Consider the following 18201-nt stretch of genomic DNA (forward strand, 5'->3'; position numbering starts at 1 on the left):
TCCCCCCGACTCTAGGAGACGCGAAGTAAGTGGCTGACACCAGTGATTTCAAGAACGGGCTCGTTCTGAAGATCGAAGGCCAGCTCTGGCAGATCATCGAGTTCCAGCACGTCAAGCCGGGCAAGGGGCCCGCCTTCGTGCGTACGAAGCTCAAGAACGTGACGTCGGGCAAGACCGTCGACAAGACGTGGAACGCCGGTGTCAAGGTCGAGACCGCCACGGTCGACCGTCGCGACATGACGTACCTGTACAACGACGGCACCGACTACGTCTTCATGGACGGCGAGACCTACGACCAGATCTCGATCACGCCCGAGCTGCTCGGCGACGGCGCGAAGTTCCTTCTCGAGAACATGCCGGTCCAGGTGGCCACCCACGAGGAGCTGCCGCTGTTCGTCGAGCTGCCCGTCACCATCGAGCTGGTCGTGAAGCACACCGATCCCGGCCTGCAGGGCGACCGCTCCACCGGCGGCACCAAGCCCGCAACTCTCGAAACCGGCGCCGAGATCCAGGTCCCGCTGTTCATCAACACCGGCGACAAGCTCAAGGTCGACTCCCGCGACGGCAACTACCTGGGGCGAGTGAACTCCTGAGTGTCCGGTACCCAGAAGAAACTCGGAGCCCGTCACAAGGCGCGTAAACGCGCCGTCGACCTGCTGTTCGAAGCGGAAGCCCGCGACACCCACCCGGTCGACCTCGCGGCCGATCGGGTCGCACTTGCCCTCCGCGACGATCAGGTCGCGCCGGTGCCGCCGTACGCACAGACGATCATCCGCGGCGTCGCCGAGCATCTCGACGAGATCGACCGCACGATCGCCGACCATCTGCACGAATGGACACTCGATCGCCTGCCTGCCGTGGATCGCGCGATCCTGCGGTTGTCGGTGTGGGAGTTGTTCCACACCACCGATGTGCCGCCCGTGGTTGCCGTCGATGAGGCCGTCGAGTTGGCCAAGCAACTGTCGACCGACGATTCGCCGGCCTTCATCAACGGTGTGCTCGGCCAGATCGTGACACTCGCCGACCAGGTGCGTGCCGCGGCCGCGGCCACCTCGGCCCGTCCGGCTGCCGCCGAGGGGCAGACCCCCGGGGCAGATTCGGCAGGTGCCGACCGGTCCTGACAGGGCCCGGCTCAGTTTCCGCGTCGAGCGGGTCCGCTCAGGTTCTCCTGACGGGGCCCGCTCGACGCGTTTCCGTCGATGCCGACGGTCGAATCTCCGCAGCTGCTGTGTTGAGCTTCACCTGCGAACGGGGCCGAGTGCTGTCGGGCCGCTGATAGGCTCATTGACCGTCAGGCATCCTTTAACGACCCGTCCAGTGAGGCGGAGAAGGAGGTCGCTGGATGGCCATGTCCGAGGACAGGTCCACAGCTTCACCCGAGTCGACACCCGGCGTGGCCGCACAGGCCCGCGAACTATTGTCTGCTGCTGATGTCAGCCGGACCATTGCGCGAATCGCGCATCAGATCATCGAGAAGACCGCACTGGATGCCTCCGACGACGCACCCCGCGTCGTCCTGCTCGGAATCCCGACCCGCGGCATCACCTTGGCGCACCGCCTCGCCGACCGCATCGAAGACTTCTCCGGTGTGCGGGTCGCGGTGGGGTCACTCGACATCACCCTCTACCGCGATGACCTGCGCACCAAACCACACCGTCCACTCGAGCGCACCTCGGTGCCCGAAGGCGGTGTCGACCACACTCTCGTCGTCCTCGTCGACGACGTGCTCTTCTCCGGCCGTTCGGTGCGCGCCGCTCTCGACGCGTTACGAGACCTCGGCCGGCCCGACGCTGTCCAGCTGGCCGTACTCGTCGATCGCGGACACCGCGAATTACCGCTACGCGCAGACTATGTCGGCAAGAACGTGCCGACCGCGCGCACCGAAGATGTCCGGGTTCTGCTCGACGAACAGGACGGCCGCGACGCCGTGGAAATTTCGGGAGGCAAGGCTTCGTGAAGCATCTGCTCTCCATCGCGGACCTGACCCGCGACTCCGCCACCGAGCTTCTCGACGACGCTGAACGGTTCGAGCAGGCGCTGCTCGGCCGTGAGGTCCGCAAGCTGCCCACGCTGCGCGGCCGCACCGTCATGACGGTGTTCTTCGAGAACTCCACCCGCACCCGCGTCTCCTTCGAGGTCGCCGGAAAGTGGATGAGCGCGGACGTGATCAACGTGTCCGCGTCGAGTTCGTCGGTGTCGAAAGGCGAATCGCTGCGCGACACCGCGCTGACCCTGCGCGCTGCCGGCGCCGATGCCCTGATCGTCCGTCACCCCGCATCCGGTGCCGCGCATCGCATCGCGGGATGGACCGACGAATCCGGATCCGGCCCCGCAGTGATCAACGCCGGCGACGGCACCCACGAACACCCCACCCAGGCGCTGCTCGACGCCCTGACGATCCGTCAGCGGCTCGGCTCGGTCGAGGGTCGCCGCATAGCCATCGTCGGCGACGTGCTGCACAGTCGTGTCGCCCGGTCGAACGCATTGCTGCTGAGCATGCTCGGTGCCGAGGTGGTGCTCGTCGCTCCACGCACGTTGCTGCCCGTCGGTGTCGAAACGTGGCCGGTGACCGTAGCGGAGTCGCTCGACGCCGAACTGCCCGCGCTCGACGCGGTGATGCTGCTGCGCGTACAGGCCGAACGCATGAACGGCGGATTCTTCCCGTCCCCGCGCGAATACTCGATCCGCTACGGACTCAACGCCACGCGCGCCGCGATGCTGCCCGAGCATGCCGTGGTGCTGCACCCCGGCCCGATGCTGCGCGGCATGGAGATCGGATTCTCGGTCGCCGACGCACCGCAGACCGCAGTACTCCAGCAGGTCACCAACGGTGTGCACGTCCGCATGGCGGTGCTCTTCCGGCTGCTCGTCGGCACGGAAGGGGAACTGTCGTGACCCACCCCTCAGGAACAGGAGACACACCGGTGACGCCGCAGGTGCTCATCCGAAACGTCCGGCTCTACGGCGAAGGGGACCCGGTCGACGTCCTGCTCGGCGCCGAGCAGATCCTCGGGATCGGCTCTTCCGTCGATGCGCCCGCCGACGCGACCGTCGTCGATGGAACCGGGCAGATCCTGTTGCCAGGATTCGTGGATCTGCATACCCACCTGCGCGAACCCGGCCGTGAGGATACGGAGACGATCGAGACGGGTTCGGCTGCGGCCGCGCTCGGCGGCTACACCGCCGTGTTCGCTATGGCCAACACCGACCCGGTCGCCGACTCGGTGGTCATCACCGACCACGTGTGGCGCCGCGGCCAGGAATGCGGCCTCGTCGACGTGCACCCCGTCGGTGCCGTGACCGTGGGGCTCGAAGGCAGGCAGCTCGCCGAGATGGGGACCATGGCCTCGGGTGTCGGCCAGGTCAAGATGTTCTCCGACGACGGAAAATGTGTCCACGATCCCCTGATCATGCGGCGTGCGCTGGAGTACTCGAGTTCGCTCGGGGTGCTCATCGCACAGCACGCAGAAGAGCCGCGATTGACGGTGGGGGCGGTCGCGCACGAGGGGCCCACCGCCGCGCGGCTCGGTCTGACCGGCTGGCCGCGTGCGGCCGAGGAATCGATCGTCGCACGCGACGCACTGCTCGCCCGCGACGCCGGGGCGCGCGTGCACATCTGCCATGCTTCCACTGCCGGCACGGTCGCGCTCGTCGAATGGGCTCGTGCCCAGGGCATTTCGATCAGTGCCGAGGTCACACCACACCACCTGCTGCTCGACGACTCGCGGCTCGAGACCTACGACGCGGTGAACAAGGTCAACCCGCCGCTGCGTGAACGTTCCGATGTGGAAGCGCTCCGCCGCGGTCTGGCCGAGGGAATCATCGACTGTGTGGCCACCGACCACGCACCGCACGCCGAACAGGACAAGTGCTGCGAGTTCTCCCAGGCCCGCCCGGGCATGCTGGGCCTCGAGACGGCCTTGTCGATCGTGATCGAGACGATGGTGCGCCCCGGCCTGCTCGACTGGCGTGGAGTGGCGAAGGTGATGAGCGAGCGGCCCGCGCAGATCGTCGGTCTCGACGATCAGGGTCGGCCCCTCGCGGTCGGCGAACCCGCCAACGTGGTGCTCGTCGATCCCGACACCGAGTGGACCGTGAGCGGACCCGACCTGGCGAGCATCTCGCACAACACCCCGTATGAAGCGATGAGATTGCCGGGCAAGGTCACGGCCACCGTGCTACGTGGGCGGATCACCGCTCGCGACGGTGCGGTGTACCCGCGCCACGGCGGAGAGCAGGCTCGCTGATGGACCGGATATTGCTGACCGCGGCCTTCGTCGCATTGTGGGTGGTGCTGGTCCTGCTCATGTGGAAGGGCTGGCGCGGTCGATCCAGGCGCCAGGCGGAAGTCGTCGGGGAACTGCCCGCGGTGCCCGACAGCCTCGGAGACGAACTCATCGCGCCGAGTACTGGCCTGTATGTGGGCAGCACCCTGGCCCCGAGCTGGCAGGACCGTATCGCCGTCGGCGACCTCGGGCACCGTGCCGAGTCGGCGCTGAGCCGCCACACCGAAGGCATCCTGCTCGACCGCACCGGTGAGTCGCCCATCTGGATTCCGCAGGACTCGATCCGCGCCATTCGTACCGAACGCGGACTCGCAGGGAAGGTGATGACCAAGGACGGTGTCCTGGTCATCCGCTGGGAGTTGCCCTCGGGTACCGAGGTCGATACCGGATTCCGCGGCGACGACAAGTCGGTGTACCCGGCGTGGACCCGCGAAGAGAACGACGATCCAGAAGAATCATAGGACTGTGACGATCACAACGACGATGACGATCACGACAATCACGACACCCGAGAATTCAGCCCGTACGGCCGGCTCCGGTGAGGTCGAACAGAACGGAGACAACGCATGAGCGGAAGAACATTCGGCGGTGGTACCGCGGTGCTGGTCCTCGAGGACGGACGCGTGTTCCGCGGGACCGTGTTCGGTGCGGTCGGCCAGACGCTCGGCGAGGCCGTGTTCACCACAGCCATGACCGGGTACCAGGAAACTCTCACCGACCCGAGCTACCACCGGCAGATCGTCGTGGCCACCGCCCCGCAGATCGGCAACACCGGCTGGAACGACGAAGACAACGAATCCGTGGGCCCCAGCGGCAATCCCGCCGAGTCCCGTATCTGGGCCGCCGGATACGTGGTGCGCGACCCCTCACGCACCACCTCCAGCTGGCGCGCCACCGGGTCGCTGCAGGATGAACTCGAACGCCAGAACATCGTCGGGATCGCAAGCATCGACACCCGCGCGCTCGTCCGTCACCTGCGTACTCTCGGCTCCATGCGCGCCGGCGTCTTCTCCGGTGAGGCGCTCGCCTGGAAGGGCGACGACATCGACGTCGACGTGCTGGTCGACCGCGTCAAGACGCAACCGCCGATGCTCGGCGCGAACCTTGCCCGCGAGGTCACCACGGAGACCGGATACATCGTCGAGCCGGACGGCGAAGTTCGTTTCGAGGTGGCAGCGCTCGATCTCGGCATCAAGAGCAACACTCCGCGCATGCTCGCTCGCCGTGGCATCCGGGTGCATGTGCTGCCTGCCACCGCGACGCTGCACGACATCCTCGAGCTGAAGGCCGACGGCGTGTTCCTGTCGAACGGGCCCGGGGACCCGGCTGCCGTCGACGACGTGGTGCACCTGACCAAGGAAGTTCTCGGGCAGGGGCTGCCATTGTTCGGTATCTGCTTCGGCAATCAGATCCTCGGCCGGGCACTCGGTCTGTCCACCTACAAGATGAAGTTCGGGCACCGCGGTCTGAACATCCCGGTGATCGACCACGAGACCGGGCAGATCGCCATCACGTCCCAGAACCACGGCTTCGCGCTCGAAGGTGAGGCAGGCCAGGAGTTCGACACGCCGTTCGGCCGCGGGAAGGTCACCCACACCTGCGCGAACGACGGTGTCGTCGAGGGCGTCCGGTTGCTCGACAGCTCGGCGTTCTCAGTGCAATACCACCCGGAAGCGGCGGCAGGCCCACACGACGCCGTCGACCTGTTCGATCGTTTCACCAGCATGCTCGAGGGAGAGAAGAACTGATGCCACGCCGTACCGATCTCTCCCACGTCCTGGTCATCGGCTCCGGCCCGATCGTCATCGGGCAGGCCTGCGAGTTCGACTACTCGGGCACCCAGGCGTGCCGGGTGTTGCGCGAGGAGGGCCTGAGGGTCTCCCTGATCAACTCGAACCCGGCCACGATCATGACCGATCCAGAATTCGCCGACGCGACGTACATCGAACCGATCACCGCCGAGTTCGTCGAGAAGGTCTTCGCCGCCGAAGCGGCCAACGGCACCCCCATCGACGCGGTGCTCGCCACCCTCGGTGGCCAGACCGCGCTCAACACCGCGGTGGCGCTGTCGGAACAGGGCCTCCTCGACAAGTACGACGTCGAACTGATCGGCGCAGACTTCGACGCCATCCAGCGCGGCGAGGACCGACAGAAGTTCAAGGACATCGTCGCCAAGTGCGGCGGCGAGTCCGCACGCTCCGCCGTCTGTTACACGATGGACGAGGCCCGCGCGACCGTCGCCGAGCTCGGCTACCCCGTCGTGGTGCGCCCCTCGTTCACCATGGGTGGACTCGGTTCCGGTATGGCCTACAACGAGACCGACCTCGTACGCATCGCAGGCGGAGGCCTCGCCGCGTCGCCGACCGCGAACGTCCTGATCGAGGAATCCATCCTCGGCTGGAAGGAATACGAACTCGAGCTGATGCGTGACGGCGCCGACAACGTCGTGATCGTGTGCTCGATCGAGAACGTCGACCCGGTCGGCGTGCACACCGGCGACTCGATCACCGTCGCCCCGGCGATGACGCTGACCGACCGCGAATATCAGGCGATGCGCGACCTGTCGATCGCGATCCTGCGCGAGGTCGGTGTCGACACCGGCGGCTGCAACATCCAGTTCGCAATGGACCCGCGCGACGGGCGCCTGGTTGTCATCGAGATGAACCCGCGCGTGTCCCGTTCGTCGGCGCTCGCGTCGAAGGCTACCGGGTACCCGATTGCGAAGATGGCCGCCAAACTCGCGATCGGCTACACGCTCGACGAGATCGTCAACGACATCACCAAGGAAACTCCGGCGTGCTTCGAGCCGACGCTCGACTACGTCGTGGTCAAGGCACCGCGGTTCGCGTTCGAGAAGTTCCCGGGCGCCGACGGCACCCTCACCACCACCATGAAGTCGGTGGGTGAGGCGATGTCGATCGGCAGGAACTTCACCGAGGCGTTCGGCAAGGTGCTGCGGTCCCTCGAGACCAAACGCGCAGGCTTCTGGACCGGCCCCGATGTCGACGGCAGCCTCGACGAACTGCTCGAGGCGATCAAGACCCCCACCGAACAGCGGTTCTACCAGATCGCGCGTGCCCTGGATCTCGGCGCGACGGTGGAGCAACTGTTCGACGCCACCGCCATCGATCCGTGGTTCCTCGACCAGTTCCAGCAGATCACCGCGCTGGGAGCGCAGGTACGCGCCACCGAGCAGTTCGGCGCCACGGAGTTGCGCTTCGCCAAGCATCACGGATTCTCCGACCGGCAGCTCGCTGCGCTGCGGCCGGCACAGTTCGAATCCGAGGACGCCGTACGGGCACTGCGCACCGAGCTGGGCATCCACCCGGTGTACAAGACCGTCGACACCTGCGCCGCGGAATTCGACGCGAAGACCCCGTACCACTACTCGACGTACGAACTCGACCCGGGGGCCGAGTCGGAAATCGCCGAGCAGCGCGACCGTCCGAAGGTGCTCATTCTCGGTTCCGGTCCGAACCGGATCGGTCAGGGCATCGAGTTCGACTACTCGTGTGTGCACGCGGCGCTGACGCTGTCGGAGGCCGGCTACGAGACGGTGATGGTCAACTGCAACCCGGAGACCGTTTCCACCGACTACGACACCGCGGATCGCCTGTACTTCGAGCCCCTCACCTTCGAGGACGTGCTCGAGGTGTACAGCGCCGAATGCGCATCCGGCACCGTCGCGGGTGTGATCGTGCAGCTCGGCGGTCAGACGCCGCTGGGGCTCGCGCGCCGTCTGAAGGAGGCGGGCGTCCCGATCGTGGGTACCAGCCCCGAGGCGATCGACCTCGCGGAGGATCGCGGCGAATTCGGTCGTGTCCTGGACGAGGCGGGCCTGCCTGCCGCGAAGTACGGCACCGCCACCACCTTCGACGGTGCCCGCGAGATCGCCGCAGACATCGGGTACCCCGTGCTGGTACGCCCGTCGTACGTGCTCGGTGGCCGCGGCATGGAGATCGTCTACGACGAGAAGGCGCTCGCCACCTACATCGAGAACGCCACCGAGATCTCGGATGACCGTCCCGTGCTGGTGGATCGGTTCCTCGACGACGCGATCGAGATCGACGTCGACGCCCTGTGCGACGGCACCGATGTGTATATCGGCGGCATCATGGAGCACATCGAGGAGGCCGGCATCCACTCCGGCGACTCGGCGTGTGCGCTGCCGCCGATCACACTCGGTCGCGCCGATATCGAGAACGTCCGCCGTTCCACGGCGGCGCTCGCGAAGGGCATCGGCGTCAAGGGTCTGCTCAATGTCCAGTACGCCCTCAAGGACGACGTCCTCTATGTCCTCGAAGCGAACCCGCGCGCGAGCCGCACGGTGCCGTTCGTGTCGAAGGCCACCGCGGTGCAGCTCGCGAAGGCGTGTGCGCGGGTGATGCTCGGCGAGAGCATCGCCGAGCTGCGCGTCTCGGGCATCCTGCCCGCGACCGGCGACGGTAGCGATACCCGGCTCGACACTCCGGTCGCGGTCAAGGAAGCGGTGTTGCCGTTCAACCGGTTCCGCCGCGCCGACGGTACCGGTGTGGATACCCTGCTCAGCCCCGAGATGAAGTCGACGGGCGAGGTCATGGGCATCGACGACGACTTCGGGACCGCGTTCGCCAAGAGTCAGGCCGGCGCGTACGGACCACTGCCCACCTCCGGTGTGGTGTTCGTCTCGCTCGCGAACAAGGACAAGCGGTCGATGATCTTCCCGGTCAAGCGGCTCGCTGATCTCGGGTTCCATGTGATGGCCACCGTGGGCACAGCAGAAGTGTTGCGTCGCAACGGCATCCCGTGCGAGCAGGTGTACAAGGTGTCGGGTGAGGACCGACCGGAGGGTGCGCTGGACATCGTCGACCGGATCCGCGCCGGCGACGTCGACATGGTGATCAACACCCCGTGGGGCAATTCCGGCCCGCGCGTCGACGGGTACGAGATTCGCAGTGCCGCGGTCGCAGCCAATATTCCGTGTGTCACCACCGTGCAGGGCGCGTCCGCCGCGATCCAGGGCATCGAAGCGGCACTTCGCGGCGATATCGGGGTCTCCTCGATCCAGCGTCTACAGGCGCGACTGCGCGACAGCCTCGCGCAGTGACCGAAGACACAGCAGTGACCGGAAATCCCGCAGCGTCGGCTCCGTTCGGACAGCGGCTCGCTTCGGCCCTTGCCGAGCGCGGGCCGCTGTGCGTGGGCATCGACCCACATCCGCAACTGCTCACCGCATGGGGCCTGACTGTCGACGTTGCAGGCCTCGAGGCCTTCAGCGAACGGTGCGTCGAGGCGTTCGACGGGGTCGCGCTGGTCAAGCCGCAGGTGGCGTTCTTCGAGGCGTTCGGGTCGGCGGGAATCGCCGTTCTCGAACGCACCCTCGATGCCTTGCGGAGCTCGGGCATCCTGGTGCTCGCCGACGCCAAACGCGGCGACATCGGCTCGACGATGGACGCCTATGCCCGCACCTGGCTCGTCGACACCTCTGAGCTGCGCTCCGATGCCGTCACCGTGTCGCCCTACCTGGGCTTCGGTGCGCTCGCTCCGGCCCTGGAGCTGGCCGCACAGACGCAGCGCGGGGTGTTCGTACTCGCGGCCACCTCCAATCCGGAGGGCGCTCAGGTGCAACGCGCCAGGGTGAACGACGGTCGTACCGTCGCGCAGGTGATGGTCGACGAGGCCGCCGGACGAAACGCCGGCGCCGACATTCTCGGATCGGTGGGTGTGGTGGTCGGCGCAACCTTGACCGACGCACCGGTCCTGAGTGCGCTGCACGGGCCGATTCTGATGCCCGGTGTGGGTGCGCAGGGCGGCACCGCCGACGATGTGCGTCGGCTCGCGGGTGATGCGCTCCGGTCGGTGGTGCCGAACGTCTCACGTGAGGTGCTGCGGGCCGGTCCGTCCGTCGCAGCGTTGCGCGACGCAGTCGCCCGCACGGTCGACGGGTTCGCGTTCCTTCAGGCCTGAACCACGGCCGAACATGCACGGTGCACGTCTTTGTGCAGCTCTGTGCCCTGCGCGACACGCGCAGGGCACAGATTTTTTTCATCCGGTGCTTCGAACGGGTCGGGCTCGTGGTGCGGTGCCGACACTCGCGTGCTCCGGCGACGCGGCGCGCACTACGAGACGGGCCCCTCACCAGGGATTTTTCACTGACAGGGGACATGGCGGCCGTTCCGGTCACGCGTCGACCTGCGGGTTCTCGACCGCGGGATCGGAATGCACTACCGCACGGATTTTCGAGTGGAACGGCGGGGGTCGAGTTCGCAATCGTCGGCGCGTCTGAGTACGGTCGCTATCGCCGCTGGTTACAGCGGTCGAAGACTGTTTTCCAACGATGAGACGGAGGAACCGTGGCCCTTCCCCAGCTGACTGCCGAGCAGCGCGCCGCTGCTCTGGAGAAGGCGGCTGCTGCCCGTCGTGTCCGGGCGGAGCTCAAGGAGCGCCTGAAGCGCGGCGGCACCGACCTCAAGCAGGTGCTCAAGGACGCCGAGAGCGATGAGATTCTCGGCAAGATGAAGGTGTCTGCCCTGCTCGAGGCACTGCCGAAGGTTGGCAAGGTCAAGGCGCAGGAGATCATGACAGAACTGGAGATCGCTCCGACCCGCCGTCTGCGCGGACTCGGTGATCGCCAGCGCAAGGCGCTGCTTGCCAGGTTCGATTTCGAAGCCTGAGCACAGTGGTAGCTGACGCACAACCCGTGTCGGACAGCGCGCCCGAGACGCGGAGGGGTCGGCTGGTCGTTCTGGCCGGCCCCTCCGCCGTCGGGAAGTCGACTGTCGTGCGCGTCCTGCGCACCCTGGTGCCGGACCTGCTGTTCAGCGTGTCGGCGACGACCCGCGACCCGCGCCCCGGAGAGGTCGAGGGGCATGATTACTACTTTGTCACCCGGGACACCTTCGATCGCATGATCGACGACGGTGATCTGCTCGAATGGGCGGACATCCACGGTGGCCTGCAACGATCCGGGACCCCGGCGGCACCTGTCAGGGAAGCCCTCGAGACAGGCAGGCCCGTGCTCGTCGAGGTCGATCTCGCCGGAGCCCGCGCCGTCCGCGCCGCGATGCCCGAGGCCACGCTGGCGTTCCTCGCGCCGCCGAGTTGGGAGGTGCTCGTCGAGCGCCTGACCGGTCGTGGCACCGAATCCGAGGACGTCGTGACCCGCCGGCTCGAGACCGCGCGCACCGAACTCGCCGCGAAGGACGAGTTCGACATCGTCATCGTCAATGACGATGTCGACCGCGCTTGCGCAGAGTTGGTATCCTTGTTGGTCGGACCCCACGCCACCTAGCCCAGGTTCGCGACCGTCCCATCGGTCGAGGGCGGTTTCGGGTGCGCGTCCGCCACAGTTTTCATTCCCGCCGATACTCAGGAGAACACCGAGTGAGCAGCATTCAGGCAGCCGCGACCGACATGGCGGGCAACGCCCTCCCGGTCTACGACACCCCGTTGGGTATCACCAACCCGCCGATCGACGAGCTGCTCGAGCGTGCGTCCTCGAAGTACGCGCTGGTGATCTACGCGGCCAAGCGTGCCCGACAGATCAACGACTACTACAACCAGCTCGGCGACGGCATCCTCGAGTACGTCGGCCCGCTGGTCGAGCCCGGCCTGCAGGAGAAGCCGCTGTCGATCTCGATGCGTGAGATCCACTCGGATCTGCTCGAGCACACCGAAGGCGAGTGAACGCTCCGGCTGTCGACGGCGCCCCGGACTCCGGGCGCCGTCGCGTCGTCGTCGGGGTTGCCGGTGGGATCGCCGCCTACAAGTCCTGTGCTCTGATCCGCGCGCTCACCGAGTCCGGACACCAGGTCCGCGTCGTGCCGACCGAATCCGCCCTGGAATTCGTCGGGCGAGCCACCTTCGAAGCACTGTCCGGAAACCCTGTGCACACGGGTGTGTTCACCGATGTGCCACAGGTACCGCACGTGCGCCTCGGCCAGGAGGCAGACCTCGTCGTCATCGCCCCCGCAACCGCCGACCTGATGGCGCGCGCCGCGACGGGACGCGCCGACGATCTGCTCACCGCGACACTGCTCACCGCGCGGTGTCCGGTGATGTTCGTGCCCGCGATGCACACCGAGATGTGGGAACACCCCGCCACGGTCGACAACGTCGACACCCTGCGCCGCCGCGGCAACATCGTCGTCGAACCCGCGTCGGGACGACTGACCGGCAAGGACACCGGAGCCGGGCGGCTGCCCGAACCGGAGGAGATCTTCGCGCTCGCCTCGCTGTTGCTCGAGCGTGCTGATGCGCTGCCCCGCGACCTTGCCGGGCGCCGCCTGGTGATCTCCGCAGGCGGAACCCGCGAACCCCTCGACCCGGTCCGTTTCCTCGGCAACCGCAGCTCCGGCAAGCAGGGTTACGCGCTCGCACGCCTCGCCGCGCAGCGCGGCGCCGACGTCACTCTCGTCGCAGGTGCGGTCGCCGGCCTCGACGATCCCGCCGCCGTCGACGTGGTGCGGGTCCAGACCGCGCAGCAGATGGGCGAGGCGGTCGCCAAACATGCGGTCGGTGCCGACGCCGTCATCATGTCGGCCGCGGTCGCCGATTTCCGCCCGGCGACCTTCGTCACCAGCAAGATCAAGAAGGGTGCGGGGGAGCCGGACTCGGTGGCGCTGACCAAGAACGACGACATCCTCGCCGGCCTGGTGCGCTCTCGCAACGACGGCACGCTGTCGGCCGAGACGGTCATCGTCGGGTTCGCCGCAGAAACCGGCGACGAACAGGGCGATGTCCTCACCTATGCCCGCGCGAAGCTCGCCCGTAAAGGATGCGATCTGCTCGTGGTCAACGCCGTCGGCGACGGCAAGGCCTTCGAAGTCGACCACAACGACGGGTGGCTGCTCGCTGCCGACGGTTCCGAGACCGCGCTCGCGCACGGTTCCAAGGCGCTGATGGCCAGTCGCGTGCTCGACGCTTTGCGCCCCCTGCTGCCCCGGTCGGGTTGATCGAGACCCGCCGAGCAGTTTCACCCGAGTGATTTTCAGCACTCGCGCCGACGCTCCGGGCGCAGTAGCGTCTGCACGTGGTCGGATGTGATCCGATCGGCAGCGTTCGTGTTCCACCAGGTTCGTGTCAGCGCTACATCCAACAGTCGAGAGGGAGTTCTGTGAGCAAGACCGGCGGTCGGCTTTTCACCAGTGAGTCCGTGACAGAGGGACACCCGGACAAGATCTGTGACGCGATCAGCGACTCCGTCCTCGACGCGCTGCTCACCGAGGATCCCCGCTCGCGTGTGGCGGTCGAAACCCTCGTCACCACCGGGCAGGTCCACGTCGTCGGTGAGGTCACCACCTCCGCGTACGCGGACATCCCCAAGATCGTGCGCGACCGTGTCCTCGAGATCGGATACGACTCGTCCTCCAAGGGCTTCGACGGCAACTCGTGCGGCGTCAACATTGCGATCGGCGCACAGTCGCCCGAGATCGCAGGCGGCGTCGATGTCTCCCACGAGGCACGCACCGGCACCCTGACCGACGACGAGGTCGCACTCCAGGGCGCCGGCGATCAGGGCCTGATGTTCGGCTACGCCTGCTCGGACACCCCGGAACTGATGCCGCTCCCGATCTCCCTGTCGCACCGGCTCGCTCGCCGGCTCACCGAGGCGCGCAAGACCGGTGTGCTGCCGTACCTGCGGCCCGACGGCAAGACCCAGGTCACCATCGAATACGACGGCGACACCCCGGTCCGTCTCGACACCATCGTCATCTCCACGCAGCATGCCGCGGACATCGACCTGAACAACCTGCTCGCCCCCGACCTGCGCACCCACGTCGTCGACGCCGTGCTCGCCGACCCGAACCTCGCGCACCTCGACACCTCCGACATCCGGTTGCTGGTCAACCCGTCGGGGTCGTTCGTCCTGGGCGGCCCCATGGGCGACGCAGGCTTGACCGGCCGCAAGATCATCGTCGACACCTACGGCGGCATGGCCCGCCACGGTGGCGGTGCGTTCTCCGGCAAGGACCCGTCGAAGGTCGACCGTTCGGCCGCCTACGCCATGCGATGGGTCGCGAAGAACGCCGTCGCCGCCGGATTGGCCGACCGCATCGAGGTACAGGTCGCCTACGCCATCGGCAAGGCCGCACCCGTAGGCCTGTTCGTGGAGACCTTCGGTACCGAGAAGGCCGACCCCGCGCAGATCCAGCAGGCCATCGGCGAGGTCTTCGACCTGCGTCCCGGTGCGATCATCCGCGACCTCGACCTGCTGCGCCCGATCTACGCGCAGACCGCCGCGTACGGCCACTTCGGCCGCACCGACATCTCTCTGCCGTGGGAGAGCACCGACCGCGCCGAGAAGCTCCGCGCGGCAGCCGGTCTGTAACCCGGCGACGGGGCAGTAGTGGCCGAGCAGCGCCGCGCCGCCGAGGTCGACCCGGTCGCGCGGGTACTTCCGCTGCTTCCGCTACCACACCTCGACCGCGAGTTCGATTATCTGATCCCGCACGACCTCGACGCGGACGCCCAGCCCGGCGTCCGCGTCCGTGTGCGGTTCGCGGGGCGACTCGTCGATGGATTCCTCCTGTCCCGAGTTGCCACGAGCGACCATCCCGGCAAGCTGGGCATACTCGACCGCGTGGTGTCCGCCGAGGTGGTCCTCACCGAGGAGATCGTCGAGCTCGCCGACGAGGTCGCCACCCGCTACGCCGGAACCCGTGCGGACGTCCTGCGGCTGGCGGTGCCGCCGCGGCACGCCCGCGTCGAAGCCGAAGCACCTCGCGTCACGGAGATACCACCGGCGCCCGAAGTCGATCACGCCGCATGGGCGCGATATCGACACGGCGAGAACTTCCTCGACGCGCTCGGTGCCGGTCGCGCGGCCCGTGCCGCCTGGCAGGTACTTCCGGGCGACGACTGGCCGCGTCGTCTCGCTGAACTCGCCGCGGTCGTCGCATCCACCGACCGCGCCGCAGTCCTCGTCGTACCCGATCAGCGTGACCTCGATCGGGTCCTGTCCGCGTGCGTCGAGGTGGCCGGCGCCGATCATGTGGTCGGTCTCGCGGCGGGGCTAGGCCCCGCCGAACGGTACCGACGCTGGCTCGCCGCGCTGCGCGGCTCGGCGCGCATCGTCGTGGGCACCCGCGCGGCGGTGTTCGCACCCACACCGCGACTCGGGCTGGTGGTCGTCTGGGACGACGGCGACGACCTGCACTGCGAACCACGCTCGCCCTACCCGCACACCCGTGAAGTAGCGGCGTTGCGCGCCCACGCGACGAATGCCTCGGTCGTCATCGCCGGGCACGCCCGCACCGCGGAGACCCAGTCGCTCGTCGAGGCCGGATGGGCTCACGATCTCGTTCCGTCCCGCGATGTGCTGCGCGCGTGGGCGCCGAAGGTGACCGCGCTCGCCGACAGCGACCAAGCGCTGGCCCGCGATCCCGCGGCCCGCGCCGCCCGGCTCCCCGCGATCGCCTTCGCTGCCGCACGCACGGCGCTCGGCGCCGGTCACGGCGTGCTGGTGCAGGTACCGCGTCGCGGCTACGTCCCAGCACTGGCGTGCGGGAAGTGCCGAGCACCCGCGCGGTGCCGGCGCTGCAACGGACCACTCGCATTGCCGTCCGCGGGTGGACCCGACGGCGCGGCGGTCCCCGCCTGCCGGTGGTGCGGCGTTGCCGACGCCACCCATCGGTGTCACGCATGCGGCGCCCGATCCTTACGTGCCGTCGTGGTCGGCGCGGGACGCACCGCCGAGGAACTGGGTCGCGCGTTTCCCGGTGTGCCGGTGGTGATCTCGGGAGGATCCGACGTCAAGGCAGTCGCTCCGGAAGGGGCGGCACTCGTCGTGTCCACCGTCGGCGCGGAACCCGTCGCGCCCGGCGGATACGGTGCTGCGCTCCTGCTGGACGGTTGGGCGCTGCTCGGGCGTGCCGACCTGCGGGCCACGGAAGAAACGATGCGCAGGTGGCTCACCGCATCGGCGCTGGTGCGGTCGTTCTCGGACGGCGGCCAGGTGGTCGTGGTCGCCGATTCGGGCATCCCCACTGTGCAGGCGCTGGTGCGATGGGACCCGGTCGGGCATGCGCGCAACGAGGTCGCAGATCGCGCCGAAGTGGGTTTCCCGCCCGTCGTCCACATGGCGGCCGTCGACGGGGGAGCGGCAGCGGTGGCCGAGTTGATCGAGGCCACACATCTGCCCGACGGTGCGGAGGTGCTCGGGCCGGTGCCGCTACCGCCTGGCCAGCGACTGCCGTTCAGTGCCGACGACCCCGAGCCCGACGAGGTGCACCGCATGCTCATCCGGGTTGCCCGCAACCGTGGGCGGGAGCTGGGTCTGGCGCTGCGGCAGGCGCAGGCGACCCGCACAGCACGCCGCGCGAACGGGCCGCTGCGCGTGCAGATGGATCCGCCGAAGATCGGTTAGCGGGCGCAGGCCGGCTGCGTCACCGGCCGGCTCGCAGCGAAGGAATCATCTGCGCCGTCAGGGGCGCGATGTCGTCGGGGAGAATATCGAGACCGAGGTCGAGCCAGCGCACCTCGTCGATTTCGGCGGCCGGCCCCCCGATCGGCACGGTCGGATGTTCGAACACGGTGGCTTCGACCTCGAATCCGTCCTCGTTGGCGGCTGCAGCCCGGAAGACTCCGAGCGGTCGCAGGGCTGAGGGGTCCAGGCACACTCCGAGTTCCTCGTCCAATTCACGGATCAGGGTTTCGGCGGCGGTCTCGCCCGGTTCCGGTTTGCCGCCGGGAAACATGAAGCGGGTCGTTCCGCGTTTGCGGACGGTCAGCACCGACGACCCCGCTGCGTTCCTCAACACGACTGCACTGACGGTGATCACTCCGGTCGTTGCCACCCCGACATGTTATCCGCGCGACGCACGTGATTCACGACTCGCACTGTGGAACCTCATGTAGGTGCGACAATTGCGATGTGTGAAGTCACAATTGAACAGGGTCGGGTGAGGGAAGGAAAGCGTTGTGCGGACACATCGGACGGCGGGTGCGGCGATCGTGGGTGCGGCGATCGTGGGTGTACTGTGCGCCCTCGCGCTCGTTGCAGGACCGGCGGGTGCACAACCCGCAGAAATCTCGACCGACTTCATTCCCGTGACCCCCGGCCCGGTGGCCCACACACATGCGGAGGCTGCCGAGTACGCCGACCATCACCGTGGCGCAGCGCCCGCAGACACGAACGACTTCACGTGCGTGCCGTCGGCCGAACACCCCAGACCGGTGATACTCGCCCACGGCACCGACTCCAACAGCTACTCCGACTTCGGGGCACTCGCTCCGTTGCTCGCGGAGTCGGGCTGGTGCGTGTTCGCTCTGAACTACGGCCTGGCCGCAGGTGACGAGGAGTACGGCACCGGAGACATCCGTGTCAGCGCCGCCCAGCTCGGCGGATTCGTCGACACCGTGCGCGCGGCCACCGGCGCCGACGAGGTCGACCTCCTCGGCTATTCGCAGGGCGCCACTGTCGCCCGTTATTACATCAACGAACTCGGCGGCGCCGACGTCGTCGACCGTTGGGTCGGTGTCGCGTCGCCGAGTTACGGAGGAACCTTCTACGGTCTCGGTGCCGCTGCCGCGCTGGTACCCGGAGCGGTGGGGATCGCAGAGGAATCGTTCTCCGAAGCGCTCGTCCAGCAACTCGAGGGCTCGGAGCTGCTCGCCGAGGTCAACACCCCCACCGACACGGTGCCCGGCGTGCAGTACACGACGATCGGCACGAATGTCGACGAGGTGATCCAGCCCCCCAGCAACGTCGCACTGCACAGCGGTGGCGCACGGAACTACGTGATCCAGGAGCTGTGCCCGCCGAACCTGACCGGGCATTTCAACATGGTCTACGACCCGTTCGCGCTGTCCCTGATACGGCATGCTCTCGATCCGGACCGCTACGGTCTCGGCGAGTGCGTTCCCGTGGCGTTGGGTACCGGCATCCCCGAGATGATCATCCAGAGCAACTTCTGAGTCGCCGACAGTCGGCTGC

Annotated in this window: 17 protein-coding genes; 16 read left to right on the forward strand and 1 reads right to left on the reverse strand. The window is 67.7% G+C overall.

The features are described from left to right. Positions 1-29 precede the first annotated feature (29 nt). The 15 genes from efp (at position 30) to ACFWB0_RS17490 (ending at position 16632) form a co-directional block, all read left to right on the forward strand. Positions 30-593 (forward strand): elongation factor P, encoded by a 564-nt coding sequence (efp, locus tag ACFWB0_RS17420; protein ID WP_378491722.1) that lies wholly within the window; start codon positions 30-32, stop codon positions 591-593. Beyond that, complete coding sequence (nusB, locus tag ACFWB0_RS17425) at positions 594-1121, forward strand: transcription antitermination factor NusB (protein WP_378491723.1); 528 nt, start codon at positions 594-596, stop codon at positions 1119-1121. Positions 1122-1342: 221 nt separating this feature from the next. After that, a complete protein-coding gene (pyrR, locus tag ACFWB0_RS17430) occupies positions 1343-1957 on the forward strand; it encodes a bifunctional pyr operon transcriptional regulator/uracil phosphoribosyltransferase PyrR (protein ID WP_378491724.1) in 615 nt (204 codons plus the stop codon). Beyond that, a complete protein-coding gene (locus tag ACFWB0_RS17435) occupies positions 1954-2895 on the forward strand; it encodes an aspartate carbamoyltransferase catalytic subunit (protein WP_378491725.1) in 942 nt (313 codons plus the stop codon). The genes pyrR and ACFWB0_RS17435 overlap by 4 nt, the downstream gene beginning before the upstream one ends. A gap of 29 nt (positions 2896-2924) precedes the next feature. Next, positions 2925-4247, forward strand: a complete 1323-nt coding sequence (locus tag ACFWB0_RS17440; RefSeq protein ID WP_378491726.1) for a dihydroorotase — start codon at positions 2925-2927, stop codon at positions 4245-4247. Beyond that, positions 4247-4747, forward strand: coding sequence for a transporter (locus ACFWB0_RS17445; RefSeq protein WP_378491727.1), 501 nt, complete (start codon positions 4247-4249; stop codon positions 4745-4747). The genes ACFWB0_RS17440 and ACFWB0_RS17445 overlap by 1 nt, the downstream gene beginning before the upstream one ends. A 105-nt stretch (positions 4748-4852) precedes the next feature. Continuing rightward, entirely contained in the window at positions 4853-6034 is a 1182-nt protein-coding gene (carA, locus tag ACFWB0_RS17450) for a glutamine-hydrolyzing carbamoyl-phosphate synthase small subunit (RefSeq protein WP_378491728.1), read from the forward strand. Further along, the gene (carB, locus tag ACFWB0_RS17455) at positions 6034-9372 is read left to right on the forward strand and encodes a carbamoyl-phosphate synthase large subunit (RefSeq protein ID WP_378491729.1); all 3339 of its coding nucleotides are present in this window, start codon (positions 6034-6036) and stop codon (positions 9370-9372) included. The genes carA and carB overlap by 1 nt, the downstream gene beginning before the upstream one ends. Then, positions 9369-10232 carry an orotidine-5'-phosphate decarboxylase gene (pyrF, locus tag ACFWB0_RS17460; RefSeq protein WP_378491730.1) on the forward strand — a complete coding sequence of 288 codons (864 nt, stop codon included), beginning with the start codon at positions 9369-9371 and terminating at the stop codon, positions 10230-10232. Before carB ends, pyrF begins: the two co-directional genes overlap by 4 nt. Before the next feature lie 386 nt (positions 10233-10618). After that, a complete protein-coding gene (gene mihF / locus ACFWB0_RS17465) occupies positions 10619-10939 on the forward strand; it encodes an integration host factor, actinobacterial type (protein WP_054807928.1) in 321 nt (106 codons plus the stop codon). A gap of 5 nt (positions 10940-10944) precedes the next feature. Beyond that, positions 10945-11556 (forward strand): guanylate kinase, encoded by a 612-nt coding sequence (gmk, locus tag ACFWB0_RS17470; protein WP_378491731.1) that lies wholly within the window; start codon positions 10945-10947, stop codon positions 11554-11556. A gap of 122 nt (positions 11557-11678) precedes the next feature. Beyond that, a complete protein-coding gene (gene rpoZ / locus ACFWB0_RS17475; protein WP_378491759.1) occupies positions 11679-11951 on the forward strand; it encodes a DNA-directed RNA polymerase subunit omega in 273 nt (90 codons plus the stop codon). Then, positions 11948-13219: a bifunctional phosphopantothenoylcysteine decarboxylase/phosphopantothenate--cysteine ligase CoaBC gene (coaBC, locus tag ACFWB0_RS17480; RefSeq protein ID WP_378491732.1), complete on the forward strand. Its 1272-nt coding sequence runs from the start codon at positions 11948-11950 to the stop codon at positions 13217-13219. The genes rpoZ and coaBC overlap by 4 nt, the downstream gene beginning before the upstream one ends. Before the next feature lie 161 nt (positions 13220-13380). Further along, the gene (gene metK, locus ACFWB0_RS17485) at positions 13381-14595 is read left to right on the forward strand and encodes a methionine adenosyltransferase (RefSeq protein WP_378491733.1); all 1215 of its coding nucleotides are present in this window, start codon (positions 13381-13383) and stop codon (positions 14593-14595) included. Positions 14596-14613: 18 nt separating this feature from the next. Further along, positions 14614-16632: a primosomal protein N' gene (locus ACFWB0_RS17490; protein WP_378491734.1), complete on the forward strand. Its 2019-nt coding sequence runs from the start codon at positions 14614-14616 to the stop codon at positions 16630-16632. Between the two features lie 19 nt (positions 16633-16651). Here ACFWB0_RS17490 and ACFWB0_RS17495 read toward each other — a convergent pair whose 3' ends face one another. Then, on the reverse strand, positions 16652-17062 hold the full coding sequence (locus ACFWB0_RS17495) for an NUDIX domain-containing protein (RefSeq protein WP_378491735.1): 411 nt from the start codon (positions 17060-17062) through the stop codon (positions 16652-16654). 154 nt (positions 17063-17216) lie between these two features. Between ACFWB0_RS17495 and ACFWB0_RS17500 the strand changes: the two genes are divergently transcribed. Beyond that, positions 17217-18182, forward strand: a complete 966-nt coding sequence (locus ACFWB0_RS17500; protein ID WP_378491760.1) for an esterase/lipase family protein — start codon at positions 17217-17219, stop codon at positions 18180-18182. The last annotated feature ends 19 nt before the right edge of the window (positions 18183-18201 follow it).

The sequence above is a fragment of the Rhodococcus sp. NPDC060086 genome (assembly GCF_042730275.1).
Classification (GTDB): domain Bacteria; phylum Actinomycetota; class Actinomycetes; order Mycobacteriales; family Mycobacteriaceae; genus Rhodococcus.

Bases quoted from the DNA above. Each gene is read 5' to 3' on its own strand.
- pyrR (WP_378491724.1), top strand. From the start codon at position 1,343: ATGGCCATGTCCGAGGACAGGTCCACAGCTTCACCCGAGTCGACACCC.
- ACFWB0_RS17445 (WP_378491727.1), top strand. From the start codon at position 4,247: ATGGACCGGATATTGCTGACCGCGGCCTTCGTCGCATTGTGGGTGGTG.
- carA (WP_378491728.1), top strand. From the start codon at position 4,853: ATGAGCGGAAGAACATTCGGCGGTGGTACCGCGGTGCTGGTCCTCGAG.
- carB (WP_378491729.1), top strand. From the start codon at position 6,034: ATGCCACGCCGTACCGATCTCTCCCACGTCCTGGTCATCGGCTCCGGC.
- rpoZ (WP_378491759.1), top strand. From the start codon at position 11,679: ATGGCGGGCAACGCCCTCCCGGTCTACGACACCCCGTTGGGTATCACC.